This window comes from Methanolinea mesophila (assembly GCF_017873855.1).
In the GTDB taxonomy this organism is placed as follows: Archaea; Halobacteriota; Methanomicrobia; order Methanomicrobiales; family Methanospirillaceae; genus Methanolinea_B; species Methanolinea_B mesophila.
The window spans coordinates 2,057,470-2,075,542 of sequence record NZ_JAGGKR010000001.1 but is presented as its reverse complement, the minus strand read 5'-3'; the positions used below and the strand labels follow the sequence as shown (position 1 = coordinate 2,075,542).

General features: G+C 58.7%; 25 protein-coding genes and 2 tRNA genes. 6 read left to right on the top strand and 21 right to left on the bottom strand.

The window, feature by feature from the left end:
- The 17 genes from J2741_RS09910 to J2741_RS09830 form a co-directional block, all read right to left on the bottom strand.
- Entirely contained in the window at positions 1 to 168 is a 168-nt protein-coding gene (locus tag J2741_RS09910; protein ID WP_209675645.1) for a DNA-directed RNA polymerase subunit K, read from the bottom strand.
- Between the two features lie 35 nt (positions 169 to 203).
- Positions 204 to 278, bottom strand: a tRNA-Pro gene (locus J2741_RS09905).
- Positions 279 to 467: a DNA-directed RNA polymerase subunit N gene (locus J2741_RS09900; RefSeq protein WP_209675099.1), complete on the bottom strand. Its 189-nt coding sequence runs from the start codon at positions 465 to 467 to the stop codon at positions 279 to 281. It lies immediately after the preceding tRNA gene.
- 32 nt (positions 468 to 499) lie between these two features.
- Entirely contained in the window at positions 500 to 901 is a 402-nt protein-coding gene (locus J2741_RS09895; RefSeq protein ID WP_209675098.1) for a 30S ribosomal protein S9, read from the bottom strand.
- Between the two features lie 10 nt (positions 902 to 911).
- Positions 912 to 1,334, bottom strand: a complete 423-nt coding sequence (locus J2741_RS09890; protein ID WP_209675097.1) for a 50S ribosomal protein L13 — start codon at positions 1,332 to 1,334, stop codon at positions 912 to 914.
- 5 nt (positions 1,335 to 1,339) lie between these two features.
- The gene (locus J2741_RS09885) at positions 1,340 to 1,708 is read right to left on the bottom strand and encodes a 50S ribosomal protein L18e (RefSeq protein WP_209675096.1); all 369 of its coding nucleotides are present in this window, start codon (positions 1,706 to 1,708) and stop codon (positions 1,340 to 1,342) included.
- Positions 1,689 to 2,534 carry a DNA-directed RNA polymerase subunit D gene (locus tag J2741_RS09880; protein ID WP_209675095.1) on the bottom strand — a complete coding sequence of 282 codons (846 nt, stop codon included), beginning with the start codon at positions 2,532 to 2,534 and terminating at the stop codon, positions 1,689 to 1,691. Before J2741_RS09880 ends, J2741_RS09885 begins: the two co-directional genes overlap by 20 nt.
- Positions 2,534 to 2,929 (bottom strand): 30S ribosomal protein S11, encoded by a 396-nt coding sequence (locus J2741_RS09875; RefSeq protein ID WP_209675094.1) that lies wholly within the window; start codon positions 2,927 to 2,929, stop codon positions 2,534 to 2,536. Before J2741_RS09875 ends, J2741_RS09880 begins: the two co-directional genes overlap by 1 nt.
- Complete coding sequence (locus J2741_RS09870; protein WP_209675093.1) at positions 2,929 to 3,477, bottom strand: 30S ribosomal protein S4; 549 nt, start codon at positions 3,475 to 3,477, stop codon at positions 2,929 to 2,931. Before J2741_RS09870 ends, J2741_RS09875 begins: the two co-directional genes overlap by 1 nt.
- Before the next feature lie 12 nt (positions 3,478 to 3,489).
- Positions 3,490 to 3,945 carry a 30S ribosomal protein S13 gene (locus J2741_RS09865; RefSeq protein WP_209675092.1) on the bottom strand — a complete coding sequence of 152 codons (456 nt, stop codon included), beginning with the start codon at positions 3,943 to 3,945 and terminating at the stop codon, positions 3,490 to 3,492.
- 34 nt (positions 3,946 to 3,979) lie between these two features.
- Positions 3,980 to 4,064 (bottom strand) — tRNA-Ser (locus J2741_RS09860).
- 328 nt (positions 4,065 to 4,392) lie between these two features.
- Positions 4,393 to 5,397, bottom strand: a complete 1,005-nt coding sequence (locus J2741_RS09855) for a deoxyhypusine synthase (RefSeq protein ID WP_209675091.1) — start codon at positions 5,395 to 5,397, stop codon at positions 4,393 to 4,395.
- A 254-nt stretch (positions 5,398 to 5,651) separates the two neighbouring features.
- Complete coding sequence (locus tag J2741_RS09850) at positions 5,652 to 6,428, bottom strand: CBS domain-containing protein (protein ID WP_209675090.1); 777 nt, start codon at positions 6,426 to 6,428, stop codon at positions 5,652 to 5,654.
- Entirely contained in the window at positions 6,425 to 7,264 is an 840-nt protein-coding gene (locus J2741_RS09845; RefSeq protein WP_209675089.1) for a CBS domain-containing protein, read from the bottom strand. Before J2741_RS09845 ends, J2741_RS09850 begins: the two co-directional genes overlap by 4 nt.
- Before the next feature lie 2 nt (positions 7,265 to 7,266).
- Positions 7,267 to 8,160 (bottom strand): CBS domain-containing protein, encoded by an 894-nt coding sequence (locus tag J2741_RS09840; RefSeq protein WP_245249482.1) that lies wholly within the window; start codon positions 8,158 to 8,160, stop codon positions 7,267 to 7,269.
- 118 nt (positions 8,161 to 8,278) lie between these two features.
- The gene (locus tag J2741_RS09835) at positions 8,279 to 9,028 is read right to left on the bottom strand and encodes a CBS domain-containing protein (RefSeq protein WP_209675087.1); all 750 of its coding nucleotides are present in this window, start codon (positions 9,026 to 9,028) and stop codon (positions 8,279 to 8,281) included.
- A complete protein-coding gene (locus J2741_RS09830) occupies positions 9,025 to 9,534 on the bottom strand; it encodes a CBS domain-containing protein (protein WP_394357421.1) in 510 nt (169 codons plus the stop codon). Before J2741_RS09830 ends, J2741_RS09835 begins: the two co-directional genes overlap by 4 nt.
- A 283-nt stretch (positions 9,535 to 9,817) precedes the next feature.
- Here J2741_RS09830 and J2741_RS09825 point away from each other — a divergent pair, with 283 nt between their 5' ends.
- The 3 genes from J2741_RS09825 to J2741_RS09815 are packed head-to-tail and all read left to right on the top strand — an operon-like array spanning position 9,818 to position 11,255.
- Positions 9,818 to 10,459 (top strand): Era-like GTP-binding protein, encoded by a 642-nt coding sequence (locus J2741_RS09825; RefSeq protein WP_209675086.1) that lies wholly within the window; start codon positions 9,818 to 9,820, stop codon positions 10,457 to 10,459.
- A 6-nt stretch (positions 10,460 to 10,465) separates the two neighbouring features.
- Positions 10,466 to 10,828 carry a DUF2073 domain-containing protein gene (locus J2741_RS09820; protein WP_209675085.1) on the top strand — a complete coding sequence of 121 codons (363 nt, stop codon included), beginning with the start codon at positions 10,466 to 10,468 and terminating at the stop codon, positions 10,826 to 10,828.
- 1 nt (position 10,829) lies between these two features.
- A complete protein-coding gene (locus tag J2741_RS09815; RefSeq protein ID WP_209675084.1) occupies positions 10,830 to 11,255 on the top strand; it encodes an OapC/ArvC family zinc-ribbon domain-containing protein in 426 nt (141 codons plus the stop codon).
- A gap of 128 nt (positions 11,256 to 11,383) precedes the next feature.
- Here J2741_RS09815 and yciH read toward each other — a convergent pair whose 3' ends face one another.
- Both yciH and J2741_RS09805 read right to left on the bottom strand, forming a co-directional pair.
- Entirely contained in the window at positions 11,384 to 11,689 is a 306-nt protein-coding gene (gene yciH, locus J2741_RS09810) for a stress response translation initiation inhibitor YciH (protein ID WP_209675083.1), read from the bottom strand.
- A 153-nt stretch (positions 11,690 to 11,842) separates the two neighbouring features.
- The gene (locus tag J2741_RS09805) at positions 11,843 to 13,492 is read right to left on the bottom strand and encodes an adenosylcobalamin-dependent ribonucleoside-diphosphate reductase (protein ID WP_209675082.1); all 1,650 of its coding nucleotides are present in this window, start codon (positions 13,490 to 13,492) and stop codon (positions 11,843 to 11,845) included.
- 55 nt (positions 13,493 to 13,547) lie between these two features.
- Between J2741_RS09805 and J2741_RS09800 the strand changes: the two genes are divergently transcribed.
- Both J2741_RS09800 and J2741_RS09795 read left to right on the top strand, forming a co-directional pair.
- Positions 13,548 to 14,990 (top strand): cobyric acid synthase, encoded by a 1,443-nt coding sequence (locus J2741_RS09800; RefSeq protein WP_209675081.1) that lies wholly within the window; start codon positions 13,548 to 13,550, stop codon positions 14,988 to 14,990.
- Between the two features lie 86 nt (positions 14,991 to 15,076).
- Positions 15,077 to 15,415 (top strand): type II secretion system protein E, encoded by a 339-nt coding sequence (locus tag J2741_RS09795; RefSeq protein WP_209675080.1) that lies wholly within the window; start codon positions 15,077 to 15,079, stop codon positions 15,413 to 15,415.
- A gap of 33 nt (positions 15,416 to 15,448) precedes the next feature.
- On the opposite strand, the gene J2741_RS09790 is transcribed toward J2741_RS09795, so the two are convergent.
- Positions 15,449 to 15,715, bottom strand: coding sequence for a hypothetical protein (locus J2741_RS09790; RefSeq protein WP_209675079.1), 267 nt, complete (start codon positions 15,713 to 15,715; stop codon positions 15,449 to 15,451).
- 136 nt (positions 15,716 to 15,851) lie between these two features.
- Here J2741_RS09790 and J2741_RS09785 point away from each other — a divergent pair, with 136 nt between their 5' ends.
- Positions 15,852 to 16,643: a hypothetical protein gene (locus tag J2741_RS09785; protein ID WP_209675078.1), complete on the top strand. Its 792-nt coding sequence runs from the start codon at positions 15,852 to 15,854 to the stop codon at positions 16,641 to 16,643.
- A 146-nt stretch (positions 16,644 to 16,789) separates the two neighbouring features.
- Here J2741_RS09785 and J2741_RS09780 read toward each other — a convergent pair whose 3' ends face one another.
- Positions 16,790 to 18,061: a hypothetical protein gene (locus J2741_RS09780; protein ID WP_209675077.1), complete on the bottom strand. Its 1,272-nt coding sequence runs from the start codon at positions 18,059 to 18,061 to the stop codon at positions 16,790 to 16,792.
- Positions 18,062 to 18,073 lie beyond the last annotated feature (12 nt).

The following is an 18,073-nucleotide window of genomic DNA, read 5'->3' as shown; positions in this document are numbered from 1 at the left end:
TCATTTCCTCTTTACCGTGATCGGAATCACGTTCTGCTGATATTCCTCGATGGCTATCTCGAGCGGGTCAATTTTTGAAGTCCTGACAAGCAGCGGGGCACCCATCGATATCTGCAGGGCACGAGCTCCTATTATCCGCGCTCTCTCGTAACGAGTATAAGACTGCATCATCGATCCTCAAAATCTACGTAGGTAATAATAAATGGGGTCGCTGAGATTCGAACTCAGGTCACAGCGTCCCGAACGCCATAGGATGGACCAGGCTACCCTACGACCCCTCACTGATACGGATTGAGATCATCAATTATCTCCTTGTGCGTAAGAAGCATACGCCGGCAGCAATAGCGCTCCATGCCGAGATCGTCGAGGATCTTTTTAGGATCCTCTCCGGCCTCTTTGCGGCGTTTAAACTCTTCGTAGGCTGTAGATATCACCTTTCCACAGGTGAAACACCGTACGGGTATCATACCGATTTGATCTCCCTCTTAATTCGATTATCTTAACGATAAGACTTTTGGAATTTCTTACGTGCGCCGCGCCCGTGGGGCTTCTTGGACTCTTTCTGGCGCGAGTCGTTCACCAGCAGCGTGCGGTCGTAGGCAAGGAAGACGTCCTTTAACGCGGGATCGTTATGCCACTTCAGGATACCCCGGGCAAGCGCCGTGCGGACCGCCTCGGCCTGTCCCATCATCCCGCCTCCGGCGACATCGATGGCCACATCGATCCCGTCGAGGGCATGGGGCACCATGAGCAGGGGCTCGGATATCTTCAGCCGGGCAAGTTCGTTCCCGTAAATATCCAGGGGAACGGAATTGACCCGGACGATACCTTTTCCGGTACGGAGGGTCGCACGGGCGATCGCCGTCTTCCGCTTTCCACTTGTATTCACCACTTTCACCATATCTTCACCTCTAATATTTCGCTCCAAGGAACGTGCTCACTGCTCCGACGGTCACGAACTGCGGGGTGTTCAGCCGGTCCATGTGTGCTTCTTCAAGGGTCTCAAACTCTTTCCCCTGGAACTCGACAGGCACTCCCACGTAGCACAAGACCCGCTTGAACGCCGCCGCTCCGGCCTGCCGCTTGTAGGGCAGCATGCCCCTGATCGTGCGTCGCACGATGTGGTCGGGCCTCCGGGGGAAGAACGGGCCGCCTTCGGTGGACCCGCGCCTCCTCTTCTGGTCGTAATTTGCCAGTACCCGGGCCCTGCTCCCCGAGATGATGGTCTTTTCCGCGTTTACTATCGCGATCTCTTCCCCTGCAAGGGCTCTCCCGGCCACGATACTTGCCAGCCGCCCGAGCAGGAGCCCGTCCGCGTCGATCACTGTCACCATTGGAATCACCGGAGAATCCTTATCTTGCTGCCCTTGGGGTTGTCCCGGATCAGCTGCTCGATGCTCAGGCACTCTCCACTCGCTCCCCGGATCTTGTCTGTCGCAGACTGGGAGAAGTTCAGCGCCGCTACTCGTACCGAGGTCTCGAGGACCCCGCTCCCGAGCACCTTGCCCGGGACCAGGATCGTCTCGCCGTCAGCCGCATACCGGCTGATCTTGCTGAGATTGACCTCGGCATAATTCCTGCTCGATGTCTCGAGCCTTGCCGCGATATCCTGCCAGATATTGACCTGGTTATCCCTTGAAACGGCCTTGAGTTCATCGATAAGGGCCAACAGGCGGGGGTTGGTCTTGTTATTCTTCGGACTTTTCATCTCTTGTCCCTCCGGATAATTCACTTATCTGTTCGGAAAGCTCATCGGAGCGATTTTTGAAAAATTTCAGGCCCTGTTCCACGATCTCAACGACCGGGAGCGACCCGTCCCCTTCCACCACGAAGATAAAGCGGGACTCGTCCTGAGTGACCCGGATCGCGGGTTCCTCCCCGATCCCGGTGTTCATGCAGGCCCGTTCGCAGAGCCTGCAAAGGGAGCACTCCTCCACCCGGCCCTCGATCACGGTGACCCTGCCGCCCTGCACCTCGAGGATACCCCGGGGGCATTCCTCGACGCACTGGCCGCATGCATCGCAACGGTCCGAGATCTCGACTATCGGGTAGTTCTTGAACCCGCACGCGGTGGTGGGCTGCCACTTGGAATGTTTCCTTCCCGTGGAGAGGACCGCCCGCGCCTCGAGGACCACCTTCTGGTCCTTGGTCAGCTTGACCAGCGGAACGTCTTCCAGCGCCGGCCTCGCAGAGGGGTCCTGCGGGATGAGGTCCCGGGAGTATACCATACCGGGGCCTTCCACGCTCATGGTGAAGACCGCGGTGCAACTCGCGCATCCCTCTCCGCCGCAACTGCACTCTTCCGGCCTTACGTAGCAGGTAAGGTCGGTGACGATCGGGATCAGGCCCAGTCGGTGGGACAGGATCTCGTCGAAGAGCGCGCTGGTGTTGTCGTAGATTCGCACATCCTCTATGGCAAGGCTGGGGACCTCGCCGATCATCGCCCTGCGCAGGGCGTTTGCAAAGGCAGGGTTACTGTCTGCCAGCTTGAACCTGGTGATGCCGTCTTCGAGCCTGCTGATGATGATCTCCATCAGACTCTCCTTCCCCGGCGTCCGCCCTTGGACCTGATCGAGTCGTGGGGGACGGGAGTCACGTCCTCGATCCTCCCGATCCTCATGCCCGCACGGGCGAGGGCCCTGATTGCCGCCTGCGCACCCGGCCCGGGACTGCGCTGCTTGCCTCTGCCGGGGGCACGCACTTTCACGTGCACTCCGACGATTCCCTTCTCCATCGCGGTCTGGGCGACGTTGGCCGCCATCTGCATCGCCGCATAGGGTGAACTCTCGTTCCGGTCCTGCTTGACCACCATGCCGCCGCTGCTCTTGGTCACCGTCTCCGCACCCGACAGGTCGGTCACGGTGATGATGGTGTTGTTGAACGACGCGAATATATGGGCGATACCCCATTTTTCCTTGTCACTCGCCATTATGCCCTCCCGACCTTGCTAATCCTGTTCCGCTCGGCATGGTCGCCGTTCGAGAAGGGAGACCTCCCGTAATAAGAGATCTGGCCTTCGAGGTCCCGCGGTACACGGTACCCGGGAATGGTGACCCTCCTGCCCGAGACGGCGATGTGGCCGTGGGTGATCATCTGCCGGGCCTGCTTCGGCGACCGGGCGAGACCCTTACGGTATACGAGGGTCTGCAGCCGGCGCTCGAGTTCCTGGGGGATCTTGAGAGACAGGACGCTGTCGATATCGGCGTCCGCCCCGAGCAGCCCCATCCGCTCCAGGTGTCCCAGCAGTTCGTTCTTCTTGGCTTCGAAGGTCGCGGCGTCCGCCCCGGCGGACATGAGCGCGAGGAGGTCCCGGGCCCCCTTACGGTAACGACGGAGGGTGCTTGCGGCCTTCCATACCTCCCGCTTGTTCCGGAGCCCGTACTCGATCACCAGGCGGGTCTCTTCTTCGATCCTCGTTTTCTCGAAGGGTCGCTTCGGAGTCTGGTACGATTTATGGTTTTTTCCTGGATATCCCATGTAGTCGCCTCGTTAGTCCTTCTTGCGGCGGACACCCACCGTGGTTCCGGTACGGCCTGTGGACTTCGTTCTCTGGCCGCGGACCTTCTGTCCGGTCTCGTGGCGGATCCCCTTGTAACAACGGATCTTTCTCATCAGGTTGACGTCTTCGTCCCGTGCGGTCGCGACATCGGTCCCGAAGAGATGCCGGGCCTCCCCGGTATACACATCCTTCGGCCGGTTGACCATCCAGGTCGGTACGTTCTGTACGTAGGTCTCTACGGCATTCCTGATACGGTCCACGTCCTCTTCGGGGATCTTGCCCATGAGTTCGTGCTCGTCGACACTGGCCATCTGGGCGATGACCTGCGAGGTGTGCCGGCCCACGCCCTTGATGCCAGTCAGGGCTATCCCCACCGGTTTCGTGCCGTCAAGGTCGGTGGTCCCGACCCGGACAAAGTATCTTATCTCTTCTTCCTGTTGTGCCATCCAATCCCTCTTGATTTCTTGAGAATTCCGACAGCGCTGAGGGAGGGATTTGAACCCTCGAGTCCCAAGGGGACACAGGTTTAGCAAACCTGCGCCATACCTGGCTTGGCTACCTCAACAGAGAATCTCGCATCTTTCGATACTCGCAGCAACTTCCATGCTGCTCCATGAATGGTGCTTTATATTATAGTAAGGGTTGGGTAATAAGAGTTGCGGGAGAGACAAATCCCTTCTATCGACAAATTCCTGCTATTCATTTGTGCCGCCATCGTGGAGTATGTCATACATTTCGCGGGACGTACCTTTTAAATCCGACGAAACCGGGAGGGACCGGTTGATCCCACGGCCATACCCTCCCGGAATTCGTTATTCCGTCCGAAAACTTTCTTCACCCGGGCCACTCCTTCTGTCCGCAGGAGGGATGATATTCCTGTCCGGGTTGTGAAATCAGAGTCCCTGGCGGAAGACGTTCTTTTTCTTTGCCCCGGACTGTTTCACCCGTTCCGCGTCGGACGCGATCAGGGCGGAGACCACCAGCGGGAGTGCAATCGTCGCATCGACATGGACCTGCACCTGCGAGGTACCTGTAGACTCCTTGCCCCAGCTGATCGCCTCCTCGAACGTGCACCCGGAGAGCCCGCCCCAGTGCGGTGCGTCCGTAGTATACTGGACCGCGTAATCGTGCCCGCCGAGGTCCTTCTCGTGGATCGAACCGATCACCTGGGTCTGCTGGATGAAGTTCTTGGGGACCCCGCCCCCGATGTAGACCACGCCGGTCTTCTTTGCGTCCTCGATCATGCAGGTGATCTCGTCAGCATCCGCGATCTGGTCCACGTCAACGTCCACCCCGCGCCGGCGGGCGATCAGGAGCCCGATCCCGATGGACGAGTCGCAGAGGGCAGGGATAAAGATGGGGACATTTTTCTCCGTGCACGCGGCGACCAGCGAGTCGCGGCCGGGATACTCCCGCACGAGGAACTCCCCGTACAGTCGCATGAACTCGCGTGAAGAGCCGCGGAACGGCGCGATAGTCTCCCCGAAATCCGCGATCCCGCGATCGATCTCCCGGAACTCGTTCTCGAACGCGAAGACGTCGTAAATCCGATCGATTCCCTGGCGGTAGAGCTCCTCGTCGTCCACGTGGTGGTGGCCGAGGTAATGGCGGACCCCGGCGTGCTCGCAGATATCATGGAAAATGTTGGCGCCCGTCGAAACGATCGCATCCACGTACCGGTGCCTGACGAGCTCCGCGAGGCACTGCTGCATCCCTGCAGGGATCATCGCGCCGGAGAGCCCGAGGAAGATCGTACATTCCGGGTCTTCGATCATCCGCTTCCAGATCTCCACCGATTCTCCAAGCTTTCTTCCCTGGAATCCGGTCCTGCTCATTCCCCTGAGGAGATCGGCCACGTTGCCGGTGGGAACGACGGGGACGTTCGGTTCAAGCGCCATAGTCTCTCCAGATATTGTGCTCGGATACCTAAAAATAAATGGGACGTTAAAATTCCGGGAGGTCACGCAGTTCATCCGAAAGTCCCTCCCGTCGTTTGGGAGGTCATGGAATGACCCTGATCGCGGTCTGCCGGACACTTCAGGGAGAGTTCTAGACCGGATACCCCGGTTCATTCAGAAGTATGAGGAAAATCTCTAATTTAAGCTTTTATTACAAAAAAAAGGAAAATATGAAGCATTTTCCGACGGGAAATTCAGAGGGCGCTGATCAGGGAATAGCGGGTGACCATGCCGCACAGCCTTCCCTGGTCGGTGACCGGCATGGAACTGATGTTCTTCTTCTCCATCATGTCGATGATCTCCCCGACATCAGTCCCCCGGTCGACCGAGAGCACAGGGCTCGTCATGATGTCCCGGACCAGCAGGTTTCTAATCCGGTGGTCCTGGTGCTTGTCCTCCACGGTCTCCCGGAAATTGCGCATGGCAACCGCGACATCGGTCTCGGTCACGATCCCCACCATCAGTTCGTTCTCGGTGACCACAAACCTGAGAATCCCGTCATCGAGCATCCTTCTCCTGAGATGGACGACCCGCTCCTCGGCATCGATGGTGCACGCGGCTTCCATGACCTCGTCTGCACTTCCCGTGGGGCGAACCACCTTGAGGAGGTCTCCCGAGCTGACCTGTCCGATCAGCCGGTGCTCGGTGTCGTACACGACTACGGTCTTGTAGGTCTGCAGAAGAGGGATCAGGACGTCGAGGTCCTCGTCCGGGTACACGGTGGTGAAGTCCTCGTCCATCGTGTTCGCCACGTGGATGGAGGTCGGTGCGATGTCCGAGTTCCGCCGGGTCCCAAGCTTCTCCGCGAGATTCCGGCGGGATACCATTCCCACCACCGAGCCGTTGTTGACCACGATCAGGGGGTCGATCCCCTGCTCCAGCATCTTGTCGAGCGCCTCGGTGATCAGCGCCGATTTTGCGATGGTCACCGGTTTGGACATGATGTCCTTGATGCACAGATCGTTGCTCATTGTGCCACTTCCCTAATTATATCGTCCCTCTTCAGGATCCCCCTGATCTCGGTGCCGTCAAGCACCACCATGCTGTTGACATGCTGGTCCCGCATCAGCGTCACCGCCTCGGAGAGCGGTGCCCCGGGTGGTATGGTCACCACCGGGCGGGACATGAGGTCTTCAGCAATCGCCGATGTTTCAAAGACATAGCGGAAGACTTTCTTCCCTGCCGACTCCTCCCGGCGCAGGATCTTCACATCTTTCTGGGGGAGTTCCCTTCGTTCCGTCTCGTAGAGGAAGAACGCAAGGTTGCTCTCGGTAATGATCCCTGCAAGAGTTCCATCATTATTGACCACTATGACCTTATCATTCCTCTCCTTCATCAGGTCGATTACGTGGTCGAGCGAGTGGTAGCGCGAGACCGTGATGGCATCTTCCATCACGTCCTCGACGTGCGTGGAGAGTTTTCCTACCATCGCGGACTTCATAAGGTCCGATTTCGTCACAATCCCGACCAGTGAGGTCTCTTCCATGACCGGGAGGCCGGAGATATCCCACTCGATCATGATCCCGGCAAGCTCGGCGATGCTGGTCTCGGGCCCGACCGTGAGTGGATTGCAGGTCATCAGCACCGAGATGGGGATGTGGTCGATCGGCCGTCTCCTCCAGTGGGGCTCGGTCTGGCGGAGCCGGTACCCGATGTCCTTCTTGGTGATGATCCCGGTGAGGCAGTCGCCGTCCATCACCGGTAACCGGGAGATCTTGTGTTTGAGCATCAGGTTCCTTGCATGGGCGACGTTCTCGTTCGCGGCCACCACGTGGACCGGGGCGGTCATGATATCATCGGCACGCATCGTTATTCCTCCGAAAGTGCTTTTACAAGGTCGAATTCGGTGATAAGGCCTATCAGACGGGCGTTCTCGATCACAGGGAGCGCCCCGACCCCTTTCTCGTGCATCATACGGGCGGCATCGTTGAGGGTCTTGTCCGGGGTGATGGTGATCAGGGTTCCCGAAACGAGGGTCCGGACCGGGAGGGCCATCACCTCTTTCACGTCGCCCGTGACCATACGGTCGAACACCCGCTTGCTCCCCAGGTACTTCATGATGTCCGTGCTGGTTACGATCCCGAAGAGCACGTCGCCGCTCACCACCGGGAGACGCCTGAAGTGGTGAGTGGTCATGTCCCTCGTCACCTTGCCGATAGGGCTGTCCGGTTCGGTCACCCGGAGCGACGTGCTCATCACGTCCTCGACCTTCCGGGACGATTTCTGGCTGGCGAGCACGCCCATAACGTCCCGTTCCGTCACGATGCCCTCGAGCTGGCCCTCGGTCCCCAGGAGCGGTATGCCTCCGACCATCTTCCCGGTGATGATCTCAATGGCATCCGTGATGTAGGCGGAGCTCGGGAGGGTGGTCAGGTGGGGGGTCATAATGGTCCGGACACTCTCGTTGACCGCGGGGATCAGGTTTCCCCCGTGCTTCACCCTGACAAGGTTGAACTTGTCCCCTCCTCCCATGAAATTAATAATATCGCTGGACGTGACGATCCCGAGCAGCCTCCTGCTGCCCGGATCGGCCACCGGGAGCCGGCGGAACCCGCACTCGGTCATCTTCTCCACCGCCCCCATGATCGTGGTGGTGGGTGACACCGTGATCACTTCCCTGGTCGCGATGGCCATGATCTCCCCTTCATGCTCCGCCATCCGCGTCTTGAACTCTATCGGTCCCCTGTCGAGCTTCCCAGGCATTTTAAGGAGCCTGTCTCCCTGTTTCAGATTTTTATCATGCTGATGCATCTACACCCCTCGTGTCAGGTCATATTCGCACAATTTCAAAAACGTGTCGGATAATCCCGTAAGACCGGGTTCATGCCAGGCCTTTAAGGATATCGTGCCGGTCCAGAATTCCTACCATCCGATCTTCGTTCATCACCGGAATCCTGCTGATATCGTACTTCGCCATCTTTTCCGCCGCGACGGCGACGGACTCCCCGGGAGTGATCGTGGTCAGTTCCCGGATCATCACCGTGTCCACCCGGGCCTGGGCATTCCCCTCGAGCGCATTCCGGAGCCTTCCGTCCACCAGAAGGTCTCTCCGGGATATAATCCCTTTCAGGACGCCTTTTTTTACTACCGGAAACGCCGTATGCCCGGTCTCGAGGATCAGGGTATGCACCTTCTGCACCTGGTCTTCGGGGGAGCAGGTGACTACCCTGGTGGTCATGTAATCCCTTACCGTTCCCCGGAGCTCGTTCCTTGTGACTATTACCGGGAAGAGATCGGAGAGCAGCACGCCGCCGAGGATCCGGTTCTGGGCGTCCACGACCGGGGCGCTGTCGGTTTTGTTCTCCCGGATGATCTTTGCGGCGCATTCAACCGTATCCTCGGGATGTACAGGGGTAATTTCTTTCAAATACCCCTCGATGGTCACGTTCGACTTTGTGGCGGTGACCTTCAGGACATCCGATATGTCGATGTAGCCGACCAGGGCCTTCTTTCCTTCCTGGACGAATATCTCCCGGTAGATATCGTCACGGAGCACCGCCCGTGCCTTGGTCACCTGGTCGTCGATCCTGAGCACAGGCACGTCGGTAATAAAATCTGCGACGCACTTCATTGGAGAAATTCCTCCTCGCGGCACGAAGGGCAGAGCATCACGTTATCGATCCGGCGGAGGTCGTCGGACATCTGGCCGCAGCGGTTGCACATCCCGACCTCCACGACGTCTTCCCGGTTAATTTCCACCAGGTCGTTCATCAGTTCGTTGATCTCGGTAGACACCGAGAGGATATCCCTGACCGTGACGATCCCGATGACTTTCTTCTCCTCGTTCACCACCGGGAGCCGGCGCACACGGTTCTTGATCATCATGTGAGCGGCGTCCCGGACAGCCTTATCAGCACCGATGGTGATCAGCGGCGTACTCATGACTTCGTTGACAAGCACAGATCCCGGCTTTCTGTCTCTCGCGACCACTTTGCAGTTGATATCCTCCTCGGTCACGATCCCCGCGGGGAGACTGTTCTCGAGCACGATACAACTCCCTACCTCATCGCGGCACATCGCCATGGCAGCCTTCGCCACGGTCTCGTTGTGCTGAATGGTCGTAGGGTCGCTCCGCATGACGTCGCGAACCGAGACCCGGGTTTCGAATCGAATCGTATCTGAAGAATTTTTCAGAAGATCACCTCCTTTCTGCTGTTGTTTTAGGTTGATGGGTTTTTCACGTTACCATAGTGTAACCATCGATATAAAAGAATTGGTCAGCCCATGCCGGGCACGAACCTCCGGAGCGGAAGATGCAGAAAAAATCTAATAATCCGGCTATTCAATAGGTTATATGTATCAGGTGCTCTCCGGGGAAATGCTCCTCCGCCAGGGTTAACCATAAGCCTCGAGGTATATCATGAATATTTTCGTCCAGACCCGGAATCGGATATCAACATTTCTGGCGGCCTTCCTCCGTAAAAAGCGATCGCGGATAGGTATTTACGGGCCGCCGAACGCGGGGAAGACCACCCTTGCAAACAGGATCGCCAAAGACTGGACCGGGGAGCAGCTCGGCCTCGTCTCCGAGATCCCCCACGAGACCAGGAGAGCGGTGAGAAAATCCGATATAAGCATCACCGGCTCGAACGGCAGTTCGATCACCATCGACATCGTGGACACCCCGGGGGTCACCACCAAGGTCGACTACAAGGAGTTCCTGGAGTACGGAGTGGCGAAGGAGGATGCCATCGTCCGGGCCAGAGAGGCAACCGAGGGGGTCGCGGAGGCGATGCACTGGCTCCGGGAAGACATCGACGGGGTCATCTACATGCTGGACAGTTCGGAAGACCCCTTCATGCAGGTGAATATCATGATGATCGGGATCATCGAGAGCAGGAACCTCCCGGTGCTCATCGCGGCGAACAAGACCGACCTCCCGGATGCGTCCCCGCAGCGGATCAGGAGCGCCTTCCCCCAGCACCCGGTGGTGCCCATCTCCTGCCTCGAGGGAAGCAGCCTGGACGAGCTCTATGAAAAGATGGTGTATTACTTCAGGTGACGGAACATGCAGGGAGTACAAATTGACCTGATCTCCGAGGAGCGGCTTGCCGACATGACCTCGATGGAGAAGATCCGGATGATTCTCGACGATGTCCGGCAGGGGACCATCGTCATCCTGGAGCGGGGTCTCGAGCCCGAGGAGCAGAGCACCCTGATAGAGATGACCATGCGGGAGATCCTCCCCGACGGGTTCAACGGGATCGAGATCGAGACCTACCCCTCCCGGGAGGAAAGCCCCGGTTTTTTAAAGCGGCTCATGGGAAAGAGCGCCAAGGAGACGCGGCTCACCGTGATCGGGCCCGCCAACCAGCTCCGGATGATCAAGAAGGACCGGGACATGATCAGCGCCTGGGTATCCACGAAATAGTATGCCGCATAAGTGCATGAACTGCGGGAGGCTGTATCCCGAGTCTTCGCCCCTGATCCTCGACGGGTGCGAGAGCTGCGGGGGGAGGAAGTTCCTCTACGTGGGGGACCAGTCAAAACACAAAAGGGCAAAGGGGGAATGGCCCGCCCTACCCTCCGACCGGAGGCCGGAGAGGGACCGCGAGCTCCGGAAAGAAGAGATTACCATAATCGAGCCGGAGCAGCAGAAAAAAACCCGGGAGGAGCGGAAGCTCGATCCCGACCGGGTGGAGAGCATCACCATCGTCGCTCCCGGAGAATACGAGCTCAATATCTCGAAACTCGCCGGGACCGAGGACAGGGTCGTGGGAATGGGGGAAGAGGGAAGTTACCACCTCGACCTCCTCTCCATGATCAAGGGGAAGAAAAAGAAGAAGAAAAGTTCCTGAATATTTTTATTCTGTTTTTTCCGGTTTTCCGAAATAATGAAAAAAAAAGCGATCCGATCTTCCCGGGACCTGCCGGTCGAAGGGTACGGTGTTTCCCGGACGAAAAAAAGCTGAAATGATCCGAAGGATCAGGTGATGTTTTCCACGCTGTATCCCTTATCGGCCAGCAGTTCCTTCACCCGTTCGCGGTGATTTCCCTGCAGTTCTATTGAGTTTCCTTTCACGGTCCCGCCACAGGCGAGTTTCCCTTTCATGTATTTCGAGAGGTCTTCCAGGTCGATATCGTTCGGGTCGAGGCCTTCGATGACCGTCACTTCTTTTCCGTAACGGCGCCTGTTTACCTTGACATTGATCCTTTGCTGTTCCTTTGCGACCTCTTCACAGATACACAGTTCTTTGGGCAGTCCACAAGTCGGACAAATACCTCCACTCATTACAAGTACCTTCAAGTTCTCCTTATATATTTGTTGGCATGGATTGTGCCGGAATTTATTGCTTCAGCCGGGATAAAACTCCGGTTTCTCCGCGTGGCATACAAATTCGACCACCGCAACGTTAAAAATATCCCCTCCTGCAGGCGGAGGGTTTCAGCTCCAGGAATCCACCCTGCAGGTCTCGCAGCCCCGTGAAAGTACCTGATCCGCCTTGCTCCTGTACCGATAGACCGTGATCCCCTTGCATCCGAGTTCACGGGCGAGGAGGAAGATCCTCCCCACGTCACCGGGCGTGGCCTCCTCGGGGAGGTTCACGGTCTTCGAGACCGCATTATCCGTGTGCTTCTGCACCGTCGCCTGCATCTGGACGTGGAACTCGGGCGGGATCTCCGCGGCGGTCAGGAATAGTTCCAGTTCGTCCTCGGGGAGTCCGAGACCCTGGAGGCTCCCGGTCCGTTTCACCCGCTGCATCAGGGCGTGGCCGCCCGGACGGCCCTCGAGAAGTTTCTTCAACGCCGGGTGGACGAAACTGAACCGTTCCCCGTTGATCAGCCGGTCGAATGCAAGAGAGAATACGGGTTCGATCCCGCTGCTGGTCCCGGCGATGAGGTGGAGCGACCCGGTGGGCGCCACCGTGGTCACCGTGCCGTTCCGCATCGGGCCTGTATAGACGCTCTCGTTTAGAGCCGGGAACGACCCGAGTTGTTCTCCGATCTCGCGGGACATCGCCACTGCCTCATCCTCGACAGCAGCCATGATCCTGTCGGTGGTGTTCAGCCCCTCGGTCGATGCATAGGGTATCGCCATCGCGATCAGGGCGTCGGCGAGGCCCATCACCCCGAGCCCGATCTTCCGGGTGCTCCGGGTCCGCTCATCGATGCGGGGCAGGGGAAACCGGTTCACGTCTATCACCGCGTCGAGGAACGCCACCCCGCACCTGACCGTCTCTCGCAGCAGTTCAAAATCGATCTCTCCCCTGGTTACGCACCGGGCGAGGTTGACGCTCCCCAGGTTACAGCTCTCGTAGGGCAGGAGGGGCTGCTCCCCGCAGGGATTGGTCGCCTCGATCCTTCCGAGGCCGGGGACCTTGTTGGCCCGGTTGATCTCGTCCAGGAACAGGACCCCGGGGTCCCCGCACGCCCAGGCGTTCCTGCAGAGCAGGTCCCATAACTCCCGCGAATCCTTGGTCTCCCAGACCGCCCCGTCCCTCGGGTTGACCAGGTCGAACCCCGCGCCCCTGTCCAGGGCGGAGAAGAATGCATCGTCCAGCCCGACCGAAATATTAAAATTCGAGAGCCCACCGCCTTTTTTGGCCTCGATGAAGCAGGCGATGTCGGGGTGGGATATCGAGAGCACTCCCATGTTCGCCCCCCGGCGTCTCCCTCCCTGCCGGAGGGCATTGGTCGCCTCGTCGAATACCTGGATGAATGGCAGCGGACCGCTCGCCACCCCCGCAGTCCCGGCAACGAGGTCCCCGCAGGGGCGAAGGCTCGAGAACGAGAACCCCGTACCCCCTCCGCTCTTGTGGATGAGGGCCATGTGGTTGAGGGTCCGGAAGATCCCCTCGATGGAATCCTCTACGGGGAGGACGAAACATGCAGAGAGCTGCCCGTCAGGCAGCCCTGCGTTCATGAGCGTGGGGGAGTTCGGGAGAAACAGCAGGTCGTCGATCACTTTCCGGAACTCATCGCTTCTTCCCGTATCGACTGCGCCCGACACCCTGCGGGCCATCTCCTCCGGGGTCTCGCCCGGCAGCAGGTACCGGCTTTCCAGAAGGATGCGCCCGGCCCGGGAAAGGTCCATTACCAGTCTGAAGGTACCGCTTTTTATTAAAATCCTCCCCATACTGTACCACAGCATGTCCCTGATGGTCCTTGGAACGTCCTCCCACGTGGGGAAAAGCACGGTGGTTGCCGCGATATGCAGGGCGATGGTGAAGCGGGGGATCCCGGTCGCCCCGTTCAAGTCCCAGAACATGAGCCTTAACTCCTACGTGACCTCGGCCGGAGAGGAGATCGGCATCGCCCAGGCGATGCAGGCGTTCGCCGCCTGCCTCGAGCCCGAGGCGGATATGAACCCTATTCTGCTCAAGCCCAAGGCGGAGAAGTCATCCCAGGTGGTGCTCCTCGGCCACCCGTGGAAGGATGTCCGTATCTCCGAATATTACCGTGAGACTGATTTCCTGCTCGAAACGGCGCTGAAGGCGGCCCGGCGGCTGGAGGAGCGGTACGGGAGCCTGGTAGTCGAGGGCGCCGGAGGTGCGGCGGAGGTCAACCTGTACGACAGGGACATCGCGAACATCCGGCTCGCCCGGGAACTCCGGTTCCCCATCCTTCTCGTGGCCGATATAGAGCGGGGCGGTGTGTTCGCCCAGGTATACGGAACGCTCTCCCTTCTCCCCTCTGACATCAGGCCCCTGGTGATCGGGGTGATCGTCAACAAGTTCAGGGGTGACCCCGAACTGTTCCGGGACGGGGTGACGATCATCGAGGATCTTTGCGGGGTCCCGGTCCTTGGAGTGCTCCCGCATACGCCCTTTCCCCTTCCGAGCGAGGACTCGCTCTCCATCGCCGACAAGAAGCCTTCCTCCGGCCCCGTGAAGATCGGGATCATCAGGCTCCGGCACATCTCGAACTTCACCGACTTCGAAAAACTCGAGCCGCATGCCACGGTGGACTATATCATCCCGGGAGGGAGCCTGGAGGGATACGACTGCCTCATCATCCCGGGGACCAAGAACACCATCGAGGACCTCCAGGACCTGATCGCGAACGGCACGGCGGTCGCCCTGATCAGGGCCAGGGAACGCGGAATTCCCATCATCGGGATCTGCGGGGGGTACCAGATGCTCTCTGCCACCCTGGTTGATTCCGGGGTCGAGTCCAGGGAAGGGACCTACCCCGGTCTCGGGCTGCTCGCCGCGGTGACCAGATTCGGCCCGTACCGTAAGAAGACGGTCCAGGTGAAGAGGACGGCATCGCCGGTCGGGCCTATCCTTTCCAGGATGGGCACGGTGAAAGGGTACGAGATCCACATGGGCGAGACAGAACGCGGGGATGACCTCCCGGCATTCGGGGACGAGGGGACGGCATCGGCGGACGGGCTGGTGTTCGGGACCTACCTCCACGGCCTCTTCGAGAACCCCGGTGCGGTGAACGCCCTGCTCTCGTACCTCTACGAGAGAAAAGGACTCGCTTTTACCCCGGTCAGGGATGACTGTTGCGAAGACCCCTACGAAGCCCTGTGCGAATTTTTTTCACGGCACGTGGATATCGACGCACTAACGGTCCATTTTCCCTGATCATGCCACAAGGCAGGTGCACCCGGGGAAGGGCTTTTTGAACGAACGATGACATACCAGATTACAGAAACCCGGAGTTGGACGTAATGGCGATGCGAGTCTCTTTCACCCTTGATACCGAAACCATGGACCTTATCGACAAGTTTGCAAAGGAGCATGGGATCGACCGGAACCGTGCCATTCTCGAGTTTATCGAGAACGGGTACGCGCGGCTCAACGAGGGTGGCACCATCAACCTCAACCAGCAGCGGGGATTCGAGGAGTTCCGGGAATTAAAAGCAGGAATCGAAGAGATCAGGACGGCACTCCTGGGGGTCACCGAGGAGCTCCGCCTCATCCACCATACAATCGACGTCGAGTGGGGCAGGGAGATGCGGGGCGTCCCCTACCAGACGAAACGCTGGTGGGAGTTCTGGAAGACGTAGTGACTTTTGGATTCGGTCAAACAGAGAACCCGGTCACCCGATAATATTCATGATACTCCTGTAGCCTTCTCCCCTGCGATCGGCACACTTCACCGACTCTACTTTCGAGAGATCCACCTCATCCGTCGCACGGTGGCGTGTACAGTATGCAAGAGCGGGAGATTTGACATAGTGCCCCCCGACCTTGAAATAGCGGGAGAATACACAGAAACGACAGTGTTCTATCGTCTCTTCCCTCTCCGGAAGGCACTGCACGGTCCCTTTCCTCACCGGAATTTCGCGGTAATCTTCTTCGGGCATGATCGTCTTTCCTGTACCTCCTCACCCCCATGCTTATTCAAACCCGCAGATCCGGCAAGTACAGTGTGATCCGGGAGAAAAGCTCAAATTGTCTCCTTCCGGATACTAATGCAGGAAAACGGGCGAAGTGTTCAGAATGAGATCACTATGGATTATCGTGGCAGTCATGACGACGGTCCTCGCAGTATTCCCATGTGCGGCCGCCGTGGGACTCTATGCTCCTGAAATCGTGTTCTCCGGTCCGGGAGAGGAGCGTGTATCGAATGTCACCCTCGACCAGGCACCGGGGAGCATCTCGGGATTCGACATCACAATCTCCCTGGAACCGGCGGGCATCGCGAATATCACCAGGGTCGAGTACCCGGGATGGGCCGTGCTTTCGCAGACCTCGCCACTCCCGGCCGAGATAGTGCGGATACGGGCGGCAAATATGCAGAGCTCCGCCATTCCGGCCGAAGGGAGCGTTGAACTGGCCCGCATCTACGTCACGGCTTCCGGAGCAGGTACCATCATCCCGGAGATCGTGTATGCCGAGGTCGACAGCTATTCGGGGGAAGTAGAGGTCTCGATAACTCCCACGGGTGCGGTCCCTACGGTTACCGTGAGTGAAAGCGGGCTGGGCAGCATCTCGTATACCGGCCCTGAGGTGAGCGGGGGTACTGCAGTAGAGACGCCTGCCACACCAACCAGGACGTCGTCTGCCACACCCTCCGGCACGGCTTCGGGCCCCGCCGGGGAGGGCAGCGGAGGTTCACAAAATCAGGTTACTCCCGTGGTGACCGCAGCGCAGACAGAAGGGAACGTGATCGAGGCCGCACCTTCGACTCCCACTCCCCTCCCCACCACCGCTCCCGGTCCGGGACCGGTCACCCTCGCAATTGCGGGACTCCTCGCTGCACTCCTGATTGTCGGAAAGATGAAAAAATAGCTAAAAATTTTCCTCTTTTTTCCGGATGAAGGAATCAAACGGATTACACATCATACGCCAGGAATTCAGGGCACCGCAATTCATGCTCATCTTGGAGCAGAGGCAATTATTTTTCAAAAAATGTTCATCAGAAGACACAACGGGGATTACCCCGTGATAGTCACGGGTATCCCAAGCAGTTCTTCGAGACCGGACCCAAGCGAATCGCGGAGCGTTACGGATCGTTCCACGAGATTTTTTCTCTCCCCGGCCAGCGTGTTCTTCTCGTTTACGAGCGTTTCATGCTGCTCCTGGAGACTCTGCGATTCCTCCTCGCGGGCGATGTTCCGGCGGGTCGAGGGATGAACCCCGATCTGTGTATCGATCTCACCGTATTGCGCCGAAAGCGTGGATATATCCGAGAGCAGTTCCTCTACCCGGGCGGTGATCTGCCCGGGACGGGAGAACAGTTCCTTCTCCTCCTTGTTTTTAAGGGTGATCTCCCCGGATTCGACCATACTCGCCACAAGACCGACCACATGGGAGAGGGGGGCAGAAACCTCCTGGTAGGAGGGGAGGGACTTTCCTTCGAGGAGACGGATGACCTCATGGATCTCCCGGGCAAGCGTGTCGTTGTTCCGGTGGGCGATCTTCTCTCCTTTCCGGAGGACATGTATCACCACCGCGAAGAGTGAGCGCAGTTCCCGTTCTTTTTCATTCAACGCAGTCTCGACATCCGCACGATCTTCCTTCAGGCGGGCGAGAGAGTCCTCCTCCGCGCTGCTCGTCTCCGGCTCTTGTCCTCCCTTTCCGTCCATCGCATCCTCCGTACGACGGATCTCCTCCTCCATACGCGGGATCTGGCGGTCGATCCCGGCGATGCCCTCCGTGGCGGACCGGTACTCCTCGGTGATGGATAAAAGTCTTTGGACAGTCTCCTTTTTTGCCCGGTATCCCGTGATGAGGGGATTCATGGAGTTCATCGCCCGTCCGACCCGGTTCACCGCGCCTTTTACCGCTTTCATCTCCTCCGGAAGCACGCCGGTGAGGTACCTGCCGGGGCCGGTCAGGGCCTTGACCATTCCCTTCAGGCTCTCGGCGGAGGCGTCATAGAACTCCTCCGGATCTTCGGGGAGCGGCCGCGAGAGCGATGAACTTATCGCTTTTTCGAAGAGCGGGAGAGAGTTTACCGCGATTTTCTCCAGTTTCGGGTGAAATGCCTTGTCCCTTTCCACCGAATGGAGGTGGTCCATCAGTTCCCCGAGTTCCTCCCGGGCGGCAAGGACCTCCCGCATCGGCTCCTGCATCGCGTTCCGGAATTCATCCGTCGCCTCTTTCTCGATCCCCGCGAGCAGGGCCGGGACCTCCCCGGGGTGCAGCTCCTTGCGGGGCGTCTCTTTTTTGCCAAAAATTCCTTTGAACAGGTTCAGGGGGGGCATAGTTACCTCGTT

Coding starts and splice junctions, on each gene's coding strand:
- J2741_RS09910 (WP_209675645.1), bottom strand. CDS start 168: ATGCAGTCTTATACTCGTTACGAGAGAGCGCGGATAATAGGAGCTCGT.
- J2741_RS09820 (WP_209675085.1), top strand. CDS start 10,466: ATGCAGGGAGTACAAATTGACCTGATCTCCGAGGAGCGGCTTGCCGAC.
- J2741_RS09870 (WP_209675093.1), bottom strand. CDS start 3,477: ATGGGATATCCAGGAAAAAACCATAAATCGTACCAGACTCCGAAGCGA.
- J2741_RS09830 (WP_394357421.1), bottom strand. CDS start 9,534: ATGCGGAGCGACCCTACGACCATTCAGCACAACGAGACCGTGGCGAAG.
- J2741_RS09875 (WP_209675094.1), bottom strand. CDS start 2,929: ATGGCGAGTGACAAGGAAAAATGGGGTATCGCCCATATATTCGCGTCG.
- J2741_RS09865 (WP_209675092.1), bottom strand. CDS start 3,945: ATGGCACAACAGGAAGAAGAGATAAGATACTTTGTCCGGGTCGGGACC.
- J2741_RS09785 (WP_209675078.1), top strand. CDS start 15,852: ATGAGATCACTATGGATTATCGTGGCAGTCATGACGACGGTCCTCGCA.
- J2741_RS09845 (WP_209675089.1), bottom strand. CDS start 7,264: ATGCGTGCCGATGATATCATGACCGCCCCGGTCCACGTGGTGGCCGCG.
- J2741_RS09815 (WP_209675084.1), top strand. CDS start 10,830: ATGCCGCATAAGTGCATGAACTGCGGGAGGCTGTATCCCGAGTCTTCG.
- J2741_RS09805 (WP_209675082.1), bottom strand. CDS start 13,492: ATGGACCTTTCCCGGGCCGGGCGCATCCTTCTGGAAAGCCGGTACCTG.
- J2741_RS09895 (WP_209675098.1), bottom strand. CDS start 901: ATGGTGAAAGTGGTGAATACAAGTGGAAAGCGGAAGACGGCGATCGCC.
- J2741_RS09780 (WP_209675077.1), bottom strand. CDS start 18,061: ATGCCCCCCCTGAACCTGTTCAAAGGAATTTTTGGCAAAAAAGAGACG.
- J2741_RS09890 (WP_209675097.1), bottom strand. CDS start 1,334: ATGGTGACAGTGATCGACGCGGACGGGCTCCTGCTCGGGCGGCTGGCA.
- J2741_RS09850 (WP_209675090.1), bottom strand. CDS start 6,428: ATGAGCAACGATCTGTGCATCAAGGACATCATGTCCAAACCGGTGACC.
- J2741_RS09885 (WP_209675096.1), bottom strand. CDS start 1,708: ATGAAAAGTCCGAAGAATAACAAGACCAACCCCCGCCTGTTGGCCCTT.
- J2741_RS09840 (WP_245249482.1), bottom strand. CDS start 8,160: ATGCCTGGGAAGCTCGACAGGGGACCGATAGAGTTCAAGACGCGGATG.
- yciH (WP_209675083.1), bottom strand. CDS start 11,689: ATGAGTGGAGGTATTTGTCCGACTTGTGGACTGCCCAAAGAACTGTGT.
- J2741_RS09880 (WP_209675095.1), bottom strand. CDS start 2,534: ATGGAGATCATCATCAGCAGGCTCGAAGACGGCATCACCAGGTTCAAG.
- J2741_RS09825 (WP_209675086.1), top strand. CDS start 9,818: ATGAATATTTTCGTCCAGACCCGGAATCGGATATCAACATTTCTGGCG.
- J2741_RS09835 (WP_209675087.1), bottom strand. CDS start 9,028: ATGAAGTGCGTCGCAGATTTTATTACCGACGTGCCTGTGCTCAGGATC.
- J2741_RS09790 (WP_209675079.1), bottom strand. CDS start 15,715: ATGCCCGAAGAAGATTACCGCGAAATTCCGGTGAGGAAAGGGACCGTG.
- J2741_RS09795 (WP_209675080.1), top strand. CDS start 15,077: ATGGCGATGCGAGTCTCTTTCACCCTTGATACCGAAACCATGGACCTT.
- J2741_RS09900 (WP_209675099.1), bottom strand. CDS start 467: ATGATACCCGTACGGTGTTTCACCTGTGGAAAGGTGATATCTACAGCC.
- J2741_RS09855 (WP_209675091.1), bottom strand. CDS start 5,397: ATGGCGCTTGAACCGAACGTCCCCGTCGTTCCCACCGGCAACGTGGCC.
- J2741_RS09800 (WP_209675081.1), top strand. CDS start 13,548: ATGTCCCTGATGGTCCTTGGAACGTCCTCCCACGTGGGGAAAAGCACG.